Source organism: Streptomyces sp. NPDC002676, assembly GCF_053592455.1.
The window spans coordinates 108,228-123,229 of record NZ_JBSFVT010000014.1 but is presented as its reverse complement, the minus strand read 5'-3'; the positions used below and the strand labels follow the sequence as shown (position 1 = coordinate 123,229).

Here is a 15,002-nt window from a genome sequence, read left to right as displayed (position 1 = left end):
ACCCCTTACAGCTTCATCAGGCTGGCGTCGTCGACCGAGGCCGAGTGGCGGGTACGGAACAGCGACACGATGATCGCGAGGCCCACCACGACCTCCGCGGCGGCGACGACCATCGTGAAGAAGGCGATGATCTGGCCGTCGAGGTTGCCGTGCATCCGGGAGAAGGTGACGAACGCGAGGTTGCAGGCGTTCAGCATCAGCTCGATGCACATGAACACGACGATCGCGTTGCGCCTGATCAGCACCCCGGTCGCACCGATGGTGAACAACAGGGCGGCGAGATAGAGGTAGTTGACGGGGTTCACTTCGACGCCTCCTCGGGCCGCTTGAACGTCGCCGGCTCGATCGCGGTCCGCTCCAGGCGCTCCTCGGCGCGCTGTTCCAGGGCCCGCAGGTCGTTGAGGGCCTCCGTCGACACGTCACGGATCTGGCCGCGCTCGCGCAGCGTCTTGCTGACGGTCAGCTCGGACGGGGTGCCGTCGGGGAGCAGGCCCGCGATGTCCACCGCGTTGTGCCGGGCGTAGACGCCGGGGGCGGGCAGCGGCGGAAGGTGCCTGCCCTCGCGGATGCGCTGCTCGGACAGCTCGCGCTGGGTCTTCGCGCGCTCGGTGCGCTCGCGGTGGGTGAGCACCATGGCGCCGACGGCGGCCGTGATCAGCAGGGCGCCGGTGATTTCGAAGGCGAAGACGTACTTGGTGAAGATGAGGGACGCGAGGCCCTCCACGTTGCCGTTCGCGTTCGCCTGGCCGGTGCCGTCGAACTCCTTCAGGGAGGCGTTGCCGATACCGGCGAACAGCAGGACGCCGAAGCCGACCCCGCACACGAGGGCCAGCCAGCGCTGGCCCTTGATGGTCTCCTTCAGCGAGTCCGCGGCCGTCACGCCGACGAGCATCACCACGAAGAGGAACAGCATCATGATCGCGCCGGTGTAGACGACGATCTGCACGATCCCCAGGAAGTAGGCGCCGTTGGCGAGGTAGAACACCGCCAGGACGATCATGGTCCCGGCGAGGCAGAGCGCGCTGTGCACGGCCTTCCTCATGAAGACGGTGCACAGGGCGCCGAGCACCGCGACCGTGCCGAGCACCCAGAACTGGAAGGCCTCGCCGGTGGAGGTGGTGTAGGCGGCGAGCTGGCTCATGCCTCCACCTCCTGGTCCTCGGGCCGCTCTCCCTTGGACACGGCGACCTGGCGGACCGTGCCGGGCGCGGCCTGCACCACCAGCCCCCGGTAGTAGTCCTGTTCGTCGGTCCCCGGGAAGATCGCGTGGGGAGTGTCGACCATGCCCTCTTCGAGGCCGGCGAGCAGCTGCTCCTTGGTGTAGATGAGGTTCGCGCGGCTGGAGTCGGCCAGTTCGAACTCGTTGGTCATCGTCAGCGCGCGCGTGGGGCACGCCTCGATGCACAGCCCGCACAGGATGCAGCGGGCGTAGTTGATCTGGTAGACGCGGCCGTACCGTTCACCGGGCGAGTAGCGCTCCTCGTCGGTGTTGTCGGCGCCCTCCACGTAGATGGCGTCGGCGGGGCAGGCCCAGGCGCACAGCTCGCAGCCGACGCACTTCTCCAGGCCGTCCGGATGGCGGTTGAGCTGGTGCCGTCCATGGAACCGCGGAGCCGTGGTCTTCTGCTGCTCCGGGTACTGCTCGGTCAGCCGCTTCTTGAACATGGCCTTGAAGGTCACGCCGAAGCCGGCCACGGGGTTCTGGAAACCCGGCGTGGTGTCCTTGGGCTCCTCAGCCATCGGACGCCTCCTTTCCATCCGAAGATCCGTCACTGACAGTGTCCGACCCGCCACTGACAATCAGCTCGCGCTCCTGGCGGGGGCGGCGCCTGGGCACCGGCGGCAGCTCCTGCCCGGGCAGCGGCGGCACGGGGAATCCGCCCGCCATCGGGTCGAACGCGGCGGGCTGCTCGGCCGGCTTCGCCTTCTCGCGGAACATGTCGGCGACGAGGGAGATCAGCAGCAGGGCGAGGACACCGCCGCCGACGTAGAGGGCGATGTCGGCGAAGTCGTAGTTCTCGTTGCGCAGGGCCCGTACGGTCGCGACGAGCATCAGCCAGGTCACGGAGACCGGGATGAGGACCTTCCAGCCGAGCTTCATCAGCTGGTCGTAGCGGACACGAGGGAGCGTGCCGCGCAGCCAGATGAAGAAGAACAGCAGCAGCTGGACCTTGATGACGAACCAGAGCAGCGGCCACCAGCCGTGGTTCGCGCCCTCCCAGAAGCCGCTGATCGGCCAGGGGGCACGCCAGCCACCGAGGAACAGGGTGGTCGACACGGCCGAGACCGTCACCATGTTCACGTACTCGGCGAGCATGAACAGCGCGAACTTGATGGACGAGTACTCGGTGTTGAAGCCGCCGACCAGGTCGCCCTCGGACTCCGGCATGTCGAAGGGGGCGCGGTTGGTCTCACCGACCATCGTGACGATGTAGAGGATGAACGAGACCGGCAGCAGCAGGATGTACCAGCGGTCGTGCTGCTGTTCGACGATCCTGGACGTCGACATCGACCCCGAGTAGAGGAACACGGAGGCGAACGCGGCGCCCATGGCGATCTCGTACGAGATCATCTGCGCGCAGGACCGCAGGCCGCCCAGCAGCGGGTACGTCGATCCGGAACTCCAACCCGCCAGCACGATGCCGTAGATGCCCACGGAGGCGACCGCGAGGATGTAGAGCATCGCGATCGGCAGGTCGGTGAGCTGCATCGTGGTGCGGTGGCCGAAGATCGAGATCTCGTTGCCGGCCGGGCCGAAGGGGATCACCGCGATCGCCATGAAGGCCGGGATGGCCGCGACGATCGGCGCGAGGATGTAGACCACCTTGTCCGCGCGCTTGACGATGACGTCTTCCTTGAGCATCAGCTTCACGCCGTCGGCGAGCGACTGGAGCATGCCCCAGGGGCCGTGCCGGTTGGGGCCGATGCGCAGCTGCATCCAGGCGACGACCTTGCGCTCCCAGACGATGGAGAACAGCACGGTCACCATCAGGAAGGCGAAGCAGAAGACGGCCTTGACGACGACCAGCCACCAGGGGTCGTGGCCGAACATCGAGAGGTCTTCAGCGGCGAGGTACGGGCTCATGCCTCCACCTCCTTGGGGGCCTCATCGGCGACTGCCGCCGGGCCGATACGGACGAGGGAACCGGGCTGTGCCCCGGTGTCGGAGGCGACGCCCCGGCCGAGGGAGTTCAGCGGGAGCCACACCACCCGGTCGGGCATCTCGGTGATCTGGAGCGGGAGTTCGACCGTGCCGGCGGATCCGGTGACGGCGAGGAGGCCGCCGTCCTCGACGCCGGCCTCGGCGGCCGTCGCGGACGACACGCGCGCGCGTGCGGCGTGCCGGGTTCCGGCGAGCGCCTCGTCGCCCTCCTGGAGGAGGCCCCGGTCGAGCAGCAGCCGGTGCCCGGCGAGCACGGCCTCGCCGGCGGCCGGCCGCGGCAGCACGCCCGCGGACTCCATGGGCCCGGCGGCCCGCTGCCCGTCCCAGGAGCCGAGCCGGTCGATCTCCGCGCGCGTGGTGCGCAGATCCGGCAGGCCCAGGTGGACGTCCATGGCGTCGGCCAGCATCTGCAGCACGCGCCCGTCGCTCGGGGCGAGGCGGCGGGTCATCTGCTCGGGCTTGAGGGCGGCCTCGAAGAAGCGCACCCTGCCTTCCCAGTTGAGGAAGGTGCCCGCCTTCTCGGCGACCGCGGCCACCGGCAGGACGACGTCCGCGTGCTCGGTGACCTCGCTGGGCCGCAGCTCCAGCGACACCAGGAAGCCGACGCTCTCGAGGGCCTTACGCGCGCGTGCCGGGTCGGGCAGGTCGGCGACCTCCACGCCCGCGACCACGAGGGCGGACAGCTCTCCGGTGGCCGCGGCCTCGACGATGTGGTGGGTGTCGCGGCCGTAGCGCAGCGGCAGTTCGGCGAGCCCCCAGGCGGCGGCGACCTCCTCCCGCGCGCGCGGGTCGGTGGCCGGACGGCCGCCCGGCAGCAGCGAGGGCAGCGCGCCCGTCTCGATCGCGCCGCGCTCTCCGGCGCGCCGCGGGATCCACACCAGCCGGGCGCCGGTCGCGGTGGCCGCGCGGACGGCGGCGGTGAGGCCGCCGGCGACCGTGGCGAGCCGCTCGCCCACGACGATCACCGCGCCCTCGGTGCGCAGCGCCTCGGCGGCCTTGGTGCCCGGCTCCTCCAGGCCGACGCCGCTCGCCAGGGCGTCCAGCCACTCGGTCTCGGTGCCGGGGGCGGTCGGCAGCAGCGTGCCGCCCGCCTTTTCCAGGCCCCGGGTGGCGTGCGTGGCCAGCGCGAACACCTGCTGCTTGTGCCGCCGCCAGGCCTTGCGCAGCCGCAGGAAGACGCCGGGCGCCTCCTCCTCCGACTCGAAGCCGACGAGCAGGACGGCGGGCGCCTTCTCCAGGGAGGTGTACGTGACGCCCGTACCGTCTAGGTCACGGCCGCGGCCCGCCACCCTGGCCGCCAGGAAGTCGGCCTCCTCGCCACTGTGCACGCGCGCGCGGAAGTCGATGTCGTTGGTGTCGAGGGCCACGCGCGCGAACTTGCTGTAGGCGTAGGCGTCCTCGACGGTCAGCCGGCCGCCGATGAGGACACCGGCCCGGGAGCGGGCGGCGGCCAGTCCGCGCGCCGCCGCCTGAAGCGCCTCCGGCCAGGAGGCGGGCTCCAGGACGCCCTCGGCGTTGCGGACCAGCGGGGTGTCGAGGCGGTCCCTCAGCTGCGCGTAGCGGAACGCGAAGCGTCCCTTGTCGCAGATCCACTCCTCGTTGACCTCGGGGTCGTTGGCGGCGAGCCGCCGCATGACCTTGCCGCGCCGGTGGTCGGTGCGGGTGGCGCAGCCGCCGGAGCAGTGCTCGCACACGGAGGGCGAGGAGACGAGGTCGAAGGGACGGGAACGGAAGCGATAGGCCGCCGAGGTCAGCGCACCGACCGGGCAGATCTGGATGGTGTTGCCGGAGAAGTACGACTCGAACGGGTCGCCCTCACCGGTGCCGACCTGCTGCAGCGCGCCCCGCTCCAGCAGCTCGATCATCGGGTCGCCCGCGATCTCGTTGGAGAAGCGGGTGCAGCGGGCGCACAGCACGCACCGCTCCCGGTCGAGCAGCACCTGCGTGGAGATCGCCACGGGCTTCTCGTACGTCCGCTTCCTGCCCTCGAAGCGGGACTCGGCGCTGCCGTGCGACATCGACTGGTTCTGCAGCGGGCACTCGCCGCCCTTGTCGCAGACCGGGCAGTCCAGCGGGTGGTTGATGAGCAGCAGCTCCATCACCCCTTGCTGGGCCTTCTCGGCGACCGGCGAGGTGAGCTGGGTCTTGACGACCATGCCGTCGGTGCAGGTGATGGTGCACGAGGCCATGGGCTTGCGCTGGCCCTCGACCTCGACGATGCACTGGCGGCAGGCGCCGGCCGGGGACAGCAGCGGGTGGTCGCAGAAGCGCGGGATCTCGATGCCGAGCTGCTCGGCGGCCCGGATGACCAGGGTGCCCTTGGGCACGCTGATCTCGATGCCGTCGATCGTCAGCGTGACGAGGTCCTCCGGCGGGACCGCCGCCTCTCCCCCTCCGGCGGGGGCGCTGGTGGTCACGGTCATGCGTTCACCTCCGGGCGGTCCGCCCAGGCCGTCGACTTGGCCGGGTCGAAGGGGCAGCCCCGGCCCGTGATGTGCTGCTCGTACTCCTCGCGGAAGTACTTGAGCGAGGAGAAGATCGGGGACGCGGCGCCGTCGCCGAGGGCGCAGAACGACTTGCCGTTGATGTTGTCGGCGATGTCGTTCAGCTTGTCGAGGTCGCTCATCACGCCCTTGCCGGCCTCGATGTCCCGCAGCAACTGCACCAGCCAGTACGTCCCTTCGCGGCAGGGCGTGCACTTGCCGCAGGACTCGTGGGCGTAGAACTCGGTCCAGCGGGTCACCGCCCGCACCACGCAGGTCGTCTCGTCGAAGCACTGCAGGGCCTTGGTGCCGAGCATCGAACCCGCGGCCCCCACTCCCTCGTAGTCGAGGGGCACGTCGAGGTGCTCGTCGGTGAACATCGGGGTCGAGGAGCCGCCCGGCGTCCAGAACTTGAGGCGGTGGCCGGGCCGCATGCCGCCGCTCATGTCGAGGAGCTGGCGCAGCGTGATGCCGAGCGGGGCCTCGTACTGGCCGGGGCTCGCGACGTGGCCGCTGAGCGAGTAGAGCGTGAAGCCGGGCGACTTCTCGCTGCCCATCGACCTGAACCATTCTTTCCCGTTTTGGAGGATCGCGGGAACCGACGCGATCGACTCGACGTTGTTCACAACAGTCGGGCAGGCGTAGAGCCCTTCGACAGCAGGGAAAGGAGGACGCAGCCGCGGTTGACCACGGCGGCCTTCGAGCGAGTCGAGCAGCGCGGTCTCCTCACCGCAGATGTACGCGCCGGCGCCGGCGTGCACGGTGAGGTGGAGGTCGAGTCCGCTGCCCAGGATGTTCTCGCCGAGGTAGCCCGCCGCGTAGGCCTCGCGCACGGCCTCGTGCAACCGCCGCAGAACGGGGACGACTTCACCACGCAGATAGATGAAGGCATGAGACGACCTGATGGCGTAACACGCGATGACGATGCCCTCGATGAGGCTGTGCGGGTTCGCGAAGAGGAGCGGGATGTCCTTGCAGGTCCCGGGCTCCGATTCGTCGGCGTTGACAACTAGATAGTGCGGTTTCCCATCACCCTGCGGAATGAACTGCCACTTCATCCCGGTCGGAAATCCCGCGCCGCCGCGCCCGCGCAGTCCGGACTCCTTGACGTACGCGATCACGTCGTCCGGTGACATGGCGAGCGCCTTGCGGAGCCCCTCGTACCCCTCGTGCCTCCGGTAGACGTCCAGAGTCCAGGACCGGTCCTCGTCCCAGAAGGCCGACAGCACGGGTGCGAGCAGCTTCTCGGGGCTGGTGTCCTTGACTTCGGGTACCACGGTCATCACTCCCCCTCCTCCTCGGCCTGGCCGGCGTGCGGCGCGTCCTGGGGTTCCTGGGCACGCGGGTGGACCACGCGCGCGGGTGCGGCCTCTCCCCTTGCCAGGCGGAGGCCCACCAGCGAGGCGGGGCCCGCGCTGCCGCTCTCCTCGACGGCCCCTGGCCGCTCGTCGGGGAAGCCCGCCAGGATCCGGGCGGTCTCCTTGAAGGTGCACAGCCGCGCTCCGCGCGTCGGCTCGACGGGGTGCCCCGCGCGCAGGTCGTCCACCAGGCGCGTGGCGCTCGCGGGGGTCTGGTTGTCGAAGAACTCCCAGTTGACCATCACGACCGGCGCGAAGTCGCAGGCCGCGTTGCACTCGATGTGCTCCAGGGTGACCTTGCCGTCGTCGGTGGTCTCACCGTTGCCGATGCCCAGGTGCTCCTGGAGGGTCTCGAAGATCGCGTCGCCGCCCATCACCGCGCACAGCGTGTTGGTGCAGACCCCGACCTGGTAGTCGCCGGACGGCCCCCGCCGGTACATGGTGTAGAAGGTGGCGACGGCGGTGACCTCTGCCGTCGTCAGGCCGAGCATGTCCGCGCAGAACCGCATCCCGGTGCGCGTGACATGGCCCTCCTCCGACTGCACGAGGTGGAGCAGCGGCAGCAGGGCGGACCGGGAGTCCGGGTAGCGCGCGATCACCTCGCGCGCGTCGGCCTCCAGCCGGGCCCGGACGTCGTCCGGGTAGGCCGGCGCGGGCAGTTCGGGCATACCCAGGCTGACGCCCCGCTCCGAGGAACTGGTGGTCACCGGTCGACGCCTCCCATCACGGGGTCGATGGACGCGACGGCGACGATCACGTCGGCGACCTGGCCGCCCTCGCACATCGCCGCCATGGCCTGCAGGTTGGTGAAGGACGGGTCACGGAAGTGGACCCGGTAGGGGCGGGTGCCTCCGTCGGAGACGGCGTGCACCCCGAGTTCGCCCTTGGGCGACTCGACGGCCGCGTACGCCTGTCCCGGCGGGACGCGGAAGCCCTCGGTGACCAGCTTGAAGTGGTGGATCAGGGCCTCCATGGAGGTGCCCATGATCTTCTTGATGTGGTCGAGGGAGTTGCCGAGCCCGTCGGGTCCCAGGGCGAGCTGGGCGGGCCAGGCGATCTTCTTGTCGGGGACCATGACCGGGCCGGGCTGGAGCCGGTCCAGGCACTGCTCGACGATCCCGAGCGACTGGCGCATCTCCTCCACGCGGATGAGGAAGCGGCCGTAGGCGTCGCAGGTGTCGGCGGTCGGGATCTCGAAGTCGTACGTCTCGTAGTCGCAGTACGGCTGGGTCTTGCGCAGGTCGTGCGGCAGGCCGGTGGCGCGCAGGATCGGTCCGGTGGCGCCGAGGGCCATGCAGCCGGCCAGGTCGAGGTAGCCGATGTCCTGCATGCGGGCCTTGAAGATGGGGTTCCCGGTGGCGAGCTTGTCGTACTCCGGGAGGTTCTTCTTCATCTTCTTCACGAACTCGCGGATCTGGTCCACCGCGCCGGGCGGCAGGTCCTGGGCGAGTCCGCCGGGGCGGATGTACGCGTGGTTCATCCGCAGGCCCGTGATCAGCTCGTAGAGGTCGAGAATCATTTCACGATCACGGAATCCGTAGATCATGATCGTGGTGGCGCCCAGTTCCATGCCGCCGGTGGCGATGCACACCAGGTGGGAGGAGAGCCGGTTCAGCTCCATCAGGAGCACCCGGATGATCTTGGCGCGCTCGGTGATCTGGTCCTCGATGCCGAGCAGCTTCTCGACGGCGAGACAGTAGGCGGTCTCGTTGAAGAAGGACGTCAGGTAGTCCATGCGCGTCACGAACGTGGTGCCCTGCGTCCACGTGCGGAACTCGAGGTTCTTCTCGATGCCGGTGTGGAGGTAGCCGATGCCGCAGCGGGCCTCGGTGACGGTCTCGCCCTCGATCTCCAGGATCAGGCGGAGCACCCCGTGGGTGGAGGGGTGCTGGGGACCCATGTTGACGACGATGCGCTCGTCGTCGGCGCGGGCCGCGGACTGGACGATCTCGTCCCAGTCGCCACCGGTGACCGTATATACGGTGCCCTCGGTGGTCTCGCGCGCCGAGGCGGCCGACGCGTCGGATGCTGACTGCGTGCTCACGAGTACGACCTCCGCTGGTCCGGAGCCGGGATCTGGGCGCCCTTGTACTCGACGGGGATGCCGCCGAGGGGGTAGTCCTTGCGCTGCGGATGGCCCTGCCAGTCGTCCGGCATCATGATCCGCGTCAGGGCCGGGTGACCGTCGAAGACGATTCCGAAGAAGTCGTAGGTCTCGCGCTCGTGCCAGTCGTTGGTCGGATAGACGGGGACCAGCGACGGGATGTGCGGGTCGGCGTCGGGGGCGCTGACTTCGAGGCGGATCAGCCGGTTGTGGGTGATCGAGCGCAGGTGGTAGACGGCGTGCAGCTCGCGGCCCTTGTCCTGCGGGTAGTGGACGCCGCTGACGCCGGTGCACAGTTCGAAGCGCAGGGCGGGGTCGTCGCGCAGGGTGCGGGCGACGCGGGCGAGGTGCTCGCGTTCGATGTGGAAGGTGATCTCGCCGCGGTCGACGACCACCTTCTCGATGGCGTTGCCGGGGAGCAGACCCTGTTCCTCCAGCGCGCCCTCGAGTTCGTCGGCGACCTCGTCGAACCAGCCGCCGTAGGGACGGGCCGCCGGTCCCGGAAGTCGGACCGAGCGGACCAGGCCGCCGTAGCCGGAGGTGTCGCCGCCGTTGTCGGCGCCGAACATGCCGCGCTGGACGCGGATCTCCTCGCCGCCCCGGCCGCGCTGGCCGGGGAGGTTGGAGGCCGAGAGGTCCTTCTCGGGGTTGACCCCGTTCGCGGACCCGTTCGCGCCGTTGGTGCCGTTCGCGTCGCTCACCGCAGCAGCCCCTTCATCTCGATCGTGGGCAGGGCCTTGAGCGCCGCCTCCTCCGCCTCGCGGGCGGCCTCCTCGGCGTTCACGCCGAGCTTGGAGGTCTGGATCTTGTGGTGGAGCTTGAGGATCGCGTCCATCAGCATCTCGGGCCGGGGCGGACAGCCGGGAAGGTAGATGTCGACGGGGACGATGTGGTCGACGCCCTGGACGATCGCGTAGTTGTTGAACATGCCGCCCGAGGACGCACAGACACCCATGGAGATCACCCACTTCGGGTTGGGCATCTGGTCGTAGACCTGCCGTAGCACCGGCGCCATCTTCTGGCTGACCCGGCCGGCGACGATCATCAGGTCGGCCTGGCGCGGTGAGCCGCGGAAGACCTCCATGCCGAAGCGCGCCAGGTCGTACCGCCCCGCACCGGTGGTCATCATCTCGATGGCACAGCAGGCGAGGCCGAAGGTGGCGGGGAAGACGGACGCCTTGCGCACCCAGCCCGCGGCCTGCTCGACGGTCGTCAGCAGGAAGCCGCTCGGCAGCTTTTCTTCGAGTCCCATGTCAGTAGGCCCCTCAGTCCCATTCCAGGCCGCCGCGCCGCCATACGTACGCGTACGCGACGAAGACGGTGAGCACGAAGAGCAGCATCTCCACGAGCCCAAAGATCCCCAGGGCGTCGAAGGTGACGGCCCAGGGGTAGAGGAAGACGATCTCGATGTCGAAGACGATGAAGAGCATCGCCGTCAGGTAGTACTTGATGGGGAAGCGCCCGCCGCCGGCCGGCGTGGGGGTCGGCTCGATGCCGCACTCGTAGGCTTCGAGCTTGGCGCGGTTGTACCGCTTCGGACCGATCAGCGTGGCCATGACCACGGAGAAGATCGCAAAGCCTGCCCCGAGGGCTCCCAGTACGAGGATGGGCGCATACGCGTTCACCGCTCCTCGCTCCTCTCAGTCGGCGCTGACTGCTGGCGGTTGCACTGGGCTCACATCCGCCTCACCGGTCCCCCGAACCCCGCTCGTCCCGGGCGAAGATCGAGAACATGTGAAGCAGGTCACAAGCCCAACTGCCTCGCATCTTATGCCCGCCACTCTGTGATCTGCGACACGGGGTATTCCACAAGCTTTGTGATCTCCACCACCTGACGAAGGATCATGAAGTCGGATGATGGGTGATCTTCATACGCGAAGCGTTCAGCTGATCACCAGAAGTGACATTCTCGCCCGTCACTCCAGGCCAGAAGGGGCGTCTCAATATCAAGAGAGTTCCGCTGCATGCAAATTGGTGCTGGACGCCACCTCTTGATACGGGAGGCCGTTCACACATCAGGGGGAGGTGTGGGGCGCAATGTGGACGGCGCCTGGATGCGTGCACGCGTTCACGAACTCCCGCCCGCGCGGGACGCGGCCCCTCCGGTGACCGTTCCGTGACCTCCGCCACATCGACAAGAGGCCTCCGAGAACCGGGCTTGGCCATCGACCGCAACCAGTGGTAGGCGGAGGGCAATTCGGACGTAATGATCAAAGACCGTGATCAAAGGCTTGATCACCGTCGTCCACAATGTCCGTTACGGCGTCAATAAAGAGTGACGTGCCCGGGATTCTGGGTCTCGATTGAGCAACTGTGGCGCAGGACACGTTTCTTGAAGATATGAAGGAGCCCCTGGTACCGGTTGTTCCCATGTCCCACACCGCTCACATACGCAGCCACCGGAAGCCCCGCCGCAGCGCGTCCACCGTCGCGATGCGGGCCGGAGTTGCCGGTGGCGTCCTCAGCACCCTGGCAGTCGCCGGGGCGTCCGGCTCGGCGAACGCCTCCGAGCCGGTGACGCAGACCCTCGAACTGCCCACCCTGACGGCCGACCTGTCCGCTCAGGTCGCCCAGTCCGCGGACGCCACGCAGCAGGTCGCCGCGAACTACGAGCTTCAGGCCGAGCGTGACACGGCCGCCGCGCACGCCGCGAAGCAGGCCAAGGCGGACCTTGCGGAGGCGAAGCAGAAGGCGGCGGAGGCCAAGAAGAAGGCCGAGGAGGCCGCCCGCCGGGAGGCCGCCGCCCGCGCGTCCCGCAACGCGGAGCGGACGACGCTCTCCACCACGGCGAGCACCGGCTCCAGCACGAGCACCAGCACGTCCACGGCCACCGGTTCGGCCGCGGCGGTTCTCGCCTTCGCCAAGGCGCAGATCGGCAAGAGCTACGTCCTCGGTGCCTCCGGCCCCAACGCGTGGGACTGCTCCAGCCTCGTGCAGGCCGCCTTCAAGCAGGTCGGCGTCAGCCTGCCGCGCGTCTCCCAGGACCAGTCGACCCAGGGCACCCAGGTCTCGCTGAGCAACCTGCAGCCGGGCGACATCCTCTACTGGGGCAGCGCGGGCAGCGCCTACCACGTGGCGATCTACGCCGGTGACGGCATGTTCGTCGGCGCGCAGAACCCCTCCACGGGCATCGTGGAGAAGCCGCTGTCGTACGACCCGCCGACCGGCGCCGTGCGGGTGCTCTGAGCACACAGCACGCCACTCACGCGCGTAGGGCCGCAGCCGCTCGGGGGCAGCGGCCCTTCCGCGTCTCCTGACATGCTGCGGACGGGCCGCCGCCTGGCGGTCCGTCCACGAGTGAAGGAGACCGCGCGATGCCACGCGTGTTCGTCCAGGGAAACCCGGCCGACTACCACCCCCGCTACGCCCCCGAGTCCGGGCGCGGTGCGGTGCGCCGTATCACCGAGGTCGGTGAGGAAGTGCTGCACAAGCGGTGCCGGGACGTCACCGAGTTCGGGCCCGACCTCGCCGCGCTCATCGACGACATGTTCCTCACCATGTATGTCGCCGAAGGGGCGGGACTGGCGGCGAACCAAGTCGGGGTCGATCTGCGCCTGTTCGTGTACGACTGCCCCGATGACGACGGAATCCGGCATGTCGGGCACATCGTCAATCCGGTGCTCGAAACGCCACTGAGCGGACGGCGGCTGCTGGACGAGGACGAGGGCTGCCTGTCCGTGCCGGGTGCCGTGATGGCCGTACCACGGCCGGACCGGGCCGTCGTGCGCGGCCAGGACAAGGACGGCAACCCACTGCTCATCGAGGGCACGGGGTACTTCGCCCGCTGCCTCGCCCACGAGACCGACCACACCCGGGGTCACGTCTATCTGGACCGGCTCTCCAAGCGGGACAAAAGGGATGCGCTGCGGCAGATGGCGGACCGGCGGGACGAGGTGTACGCCCGCCGGACCGCCAAGGCCGGGGAGTTGAGCCCCTGAAGCCCCTGAGGGCCCTGAGGCGGCTCCAGGGGGCGCTCAGGCCTTCGGGGCCGCCTTGCTCAGGGCGTTGACGATGCGGTCCATCGCGTCGCCGCCCGTGGGGTCGGTGAGGTTCGCGAGGAGCTTTTGGACGAACTTCATCAGCACCGGGTGCGAGAGGCCGCGCTGCGTGGCGATCTGCATGATCTTCGGGTTGCCGATGATCTTCACGAAGGCGCGGCCGAGCGTGTAGTAGCCGCCGTAGGTGTCCTTGAGGACGCGCGGGTAGCGCTGGAGGGCGATCTCGCGCCCGGCGGGCGTGGACCGCGCGTGGGCCTGGACGATGACGTCGGCGGCGATCTGGCCGGACTCCATGGCGTAGGCGATGCCCTCGCCGTTGAAGGGGTTCACCAGACCGCCGGCGTCGCCGACGAGCAGCAGGCCCTTGGTGTAGTGCGGCTGGCGGTTGAAGGCCATGGGCAGGGCGGCGCCGCGGATCGGGCCGGTCATGTTCTCCGGGGTGTAGCCCCAGTCCTCGGGCATGGAGGCGCACCAGGCCTTCAGCACCTCGCGCCAGTCCAGCTCCCGGAAGGCGGAGGAGGAGTTGAGGATGCCCAGGCCCACGTTCGAGGTGCCGTCGCCCATGCCGAAGATCCAGCCGTAGCCGGGCAGCAGCCGGTCCTGGGGGCCGCGGCGGTCCCACAGCTCCAGCCAGGCCTCCAGGTAGTCGTCCTCGTGGCGGGGCGAGGTGAAGTACGTGCGCACCGCGACGCCCATGGGGCGGTCCTCGCGGCGGTGCAGGCCCATCGCGAGGGACAGGCGGGTGGAGTTGCCGTCGGCGGCGACGACGAGCGGCGCGCGGAAGGTGGCCTCGCGCTTCTCCTCGCCGAGCTTGGCGGTCACACCGGTGATGCGTCCGGTGCGGTCGTCGATGATCGGCTCGCTCACGTTGCAGCGCTCGTACAGGCGCGCTCCGGCCTTCTGGGCCTGGCGGGCGAGCTGCTCGTCGAAGTCGTCGCGCTTGCGGACGAGCCCGTAGTCCGGGAAGGAGGCGAGTTCCGGCCAGTCGAGCTGGATACGGTGGCCGCCGCCGATGATGCGCAGGCCCTTGTTGCGCAGCCAGCCGGCCTCTTCCGAGACGTCGATGCCCATCGCGACGAGCTGCTTGACCGCGCGCGGGGTGAGGCCGTCGCCGCAGACCTTCTCCCTCGGGAACTCGGTCTTCTCCAGCAGGAGGACGTCGAGTCCGGACCTGGCAAGGTGGTACGCGGTCGTGGAGCCGGCTGGCCCCGCGCCCACGACGATCACGTCGGCGGTGTGTTCGGAGAGGGGCTCGGTCACGGCGGGATCTCCCCAAGGTTCGAAAACTGCGTGCCGACCGGCACTGGACATGGGCAGTCTATTCAGCAGAATTGATCACCCGGCTGAAGGGCTGTCATCCGTGAACCGACCTCTCCCCGCGGTACGTCTGCGCGTTCCCACTCACGAGGACGCGGTCGCCTGGCACCGGTTGTTCGATGACCCCGAGGTCATGGAGTTCTACGGCGGCAAGCGGGCGGCGCTGGCCGACTACGAGGAACTCACCGCGCGCCAGCGGCGGCACGACGCGGAGCACGGTTTCTGTCTGTGGACAATGCTGGACGAGTCCGGCGAGGTGATCGGTTTCACCGGCGCCCAGCCCTGGCGACCGGACTGGGGCCCTGTAGGGGAGGTCGAGGTCGGCTGGAGGCTCGGTCGAGCGCACTGGGGCAAGGGGTACGTCACGGCAGCCGCGCGGGAGACCCTGGAGCGGGTGCGGGCGGCGGGCGTGCCGGGCGTGGTGGCGATGGTCCGACCGGTCAACGAACGGGCGGTCGCGGTGACCCGGCGGCTCGGCATGGAGCCCGCAGAGACGTACACCCACCCCGCCCTGAACGAGCCGACGCGCTGCTTCCGCCTCGCACTCGGCTAGCGCGCACGACCAGCTCGCACTCGACC

The 15,002-nt window shown here is 69.3% G+C and carries 15 protein-coding genes; 3 read left to right on the top strand and 12 right to left on the bottom strand.

Features of this window, described 5'->3' with window-relative positions; translation table 11 throughout:
* Positions 1-5 precede the first annotated feature (5 nt).
* Genes nuoK through ACWD3E_RS30710 form a run of 11 tightly spaced genes read right to left on the bottom strand, consistent with a single transcriptional unit; the run spans position 6 to position 10,733 of the window.
* Positions 6-305, bottom strand: coding sequence for an NADH-quinone oxidoreductase subunit NuoK (nuoK, locus tag ACWD3E_RS30760; RefSeq protein ID WP_023547474.1), 300 nt, complete (start codon positions 303-305; stop codon positions 6-8).
* Positions 302-1,141 carry an NADH-quinone oxidoreductase subunit J gene (locus tag ACWD3E_RS30755; protein WP_451390834.1) on the bottom strand — a complete coding sequence of 280 codons (840 nt, stop codon included), beginning with the start codon at positions 1,139-1,141 and terminating at the stop codon, positions 302-304. Before ACWD3E_RS30755 ends, nuoK begins: the two co-directional genes overlap by 4 nt.
* Positions 1,138-1,740, bottom strand: a complete 603-nt coding sequence (gene nuoI / locus ACWD3E_RS30750) for an NADH-quinone oxidoreductase subunit NuoI (protein ID WP_451352899.1) — start codon at positions 1,738-1,740, stop codon at positions 1,138-1,140. The genes ACWD3E_RS30755 and nuoI overlap by 4 nt, the downstream gene beginning before the upstream one ends.
* Positions 1,733-3,085, bottom strand: coding sequence for an NADH-quinone oxidoreductase subunit NuoH (nuoH, locus tag ACWD3E_RS30745; RefSeq protein WP_451390833.1), 1,353 nt, complete (start codon positions 3,083-3,085; stop codon positions 1,733-1,735). Before nuoH ends, nuoI begins: the two co-directional genes overlap by 8 nt.
* Positions 3,082-5,586 (bottom strand): NADH-quinone oxidoreductase subunit G, encoded by a 2,505-nt coding sequence (locus ACWD3E_RS30740; protein WP_451390832.1) that lies wholly within the window; start codon positions 5,584-5,586, stop codon positions 3,082-3,084. The genes nuoH and ACWD3E_RS30740 overlap by 4 nt, the downstream gene beginning before the upstream one ends.
* The gene (gene nuoF, locus ACWD3E_RS30735; RefSeq protein ID WP_451352896.1) at positions 5,583-6,929 is read right to left on the bottom strand and encodes an NADH-quinone oxidoreductase subunit NuoF; all 1,347 of its coding nucleotides are present in this window, start codon (positions 6,927-6,929) and stop codon (positions 5,583-5,585) included. The genes ACWD3E_RS30740 and nuoF overlap by 4 nt, the downstream gene beginning before the upstream one ends.
* Complete coding sequence (gene nuoE / locus ACWD3E_RS30730; RefSeq protein ID WP_451390831.1) at positions 6,929-7,711, bottom strand: NADH-quinone oxidoreductase subunit NuoE; 783 nt, start codon at positions 7,709-7,711, stop codon at positions 6,929-6,931. The genes nuoF and nuoE overlap by 1 nt, the downstream gene beginning before the upstream one ends.
* Positions 7,708-9,048 (bottom strand): NADH-quinone oxidoreductase subunit D, encoded by a 1,341-nt coding sequence (locus ACWD3E_RS30725; protein WP_451390830.1) that lies wholly within the window; start codon positions 9,046-9,048, stop codon positions 7,708-7,710. The genes nuoE and ACWD3E_RS30725 overlap by 4 nt, the downstream gene beginning before the upstream one ends.
* Positions 9,045-9,809: an NADH-quinone oxidoreductase subunit C gene (locus ACWD3E_RS30720; RefSeq protein WP_451390829.1), complete on the bottom strand. Its 765-nt coding sequence runs from the start codon at positions 9,807-9,809 to the stop codon at positions 9,045-9,047. The genes ACWD3E_RS30725 and ACWD3E_RS30720 overlap by 4 nt, the downstream gene beginning before the upstream one ends.
* On the bottom strand, positions 9,806-10,360 hold the full coding sequence (locus tag ACWD3E_RS30715; protein ID WP_023547484.1) for a NuoB/complex I 20 kDa subunit family protein: 555 nt from the start codon (positions 10,358-10,360) through the stop codon (positions 9,806-9,808). Before ACWD3E_RS30715 ends, ACWD3E_RS30720 begins: the two co-directional genes overlap by 4 nt.
* A 13-nt stretch (positions 10,361-10,373) precedes the next feature.
* Complete coding sequence (locus tag ACWD3E_RS30710) at positions 10,374-10,733, bottom strand: NADH-quinone oxidoreductase subunit A (protein ID WP_003992243.1); 360 nt, start codon at positions 10,731-10,733, stop codon at positions 10,374-10,376.
* 745 nt (positions 10,734-11,478) lie between these two features.
* Here ACWD3E_RS30710 and ACWD3E_RS30705 point away from each other — a divergent pair.
* Together ACWD3E_RS30705 and def are read left to right on the top strand one after the other, a co-directional pair.
* The gene (locus ACWD3E_RS30705) at positions 11,479-12,294 is read left to right on the top strand and encodes a C40 family peptidase (RefSeq protein ID WP_451390828.1); all 816 of its coding nucleotides are present in this window, start codon (positions 11,479-11,481) and stop codon (positions 12,292-12,294) included.
* A 128-nt stretch (positions 12,295-12,422) separates the two neighbouring features.
* On the top strand, positions 12,423-13,046 hold the full coding sequence (def, locus tag ACWD3E_RS30700) for a peptide deformylase (RefSeq protein ID WP_451390827.1): 624 nt from the start codon (positions 12,423-12,425) through the stop codon (positions 13,044-13,046).
* Between the two features lie 36 nt (positions 13,047-13,082).
* Here def and ACWD3E_RS30695 read toward each other — a convergent pair whose 3' ends face one another.
* Positions 13,083-14,417: a geranylgeranyl reductase family protein gene (locus ACWD3E_RS30695; RefSeq protein ID WP_451390826.1), complete on the bottom strand. Its 1,335-nt coding sequence runs from the start codon at positions 14,415-14,417 to the stop codon at positions 13,083-13,085.
* Positions 14,418-14,466: 49 nt separating this feature from the next.
* On the opposite strand from ACWD3E_RS30695, the gene ACWD3E_RS30690 reads away from it, so the two are divergent.
* Positions 14,467-14,976: a GNAT family N-acetyltransferase gene (locus ACWD3E_RS30690; protein ID WP_451390825.1), complete on the top strand. Its 510-nt coding sequence runs from the start codon at positions 14,467-14,469 to the stop codon at positions 14,974-14,976.
* Positions 14,977-15,002 lie beyond the last annotated feature (26 nt).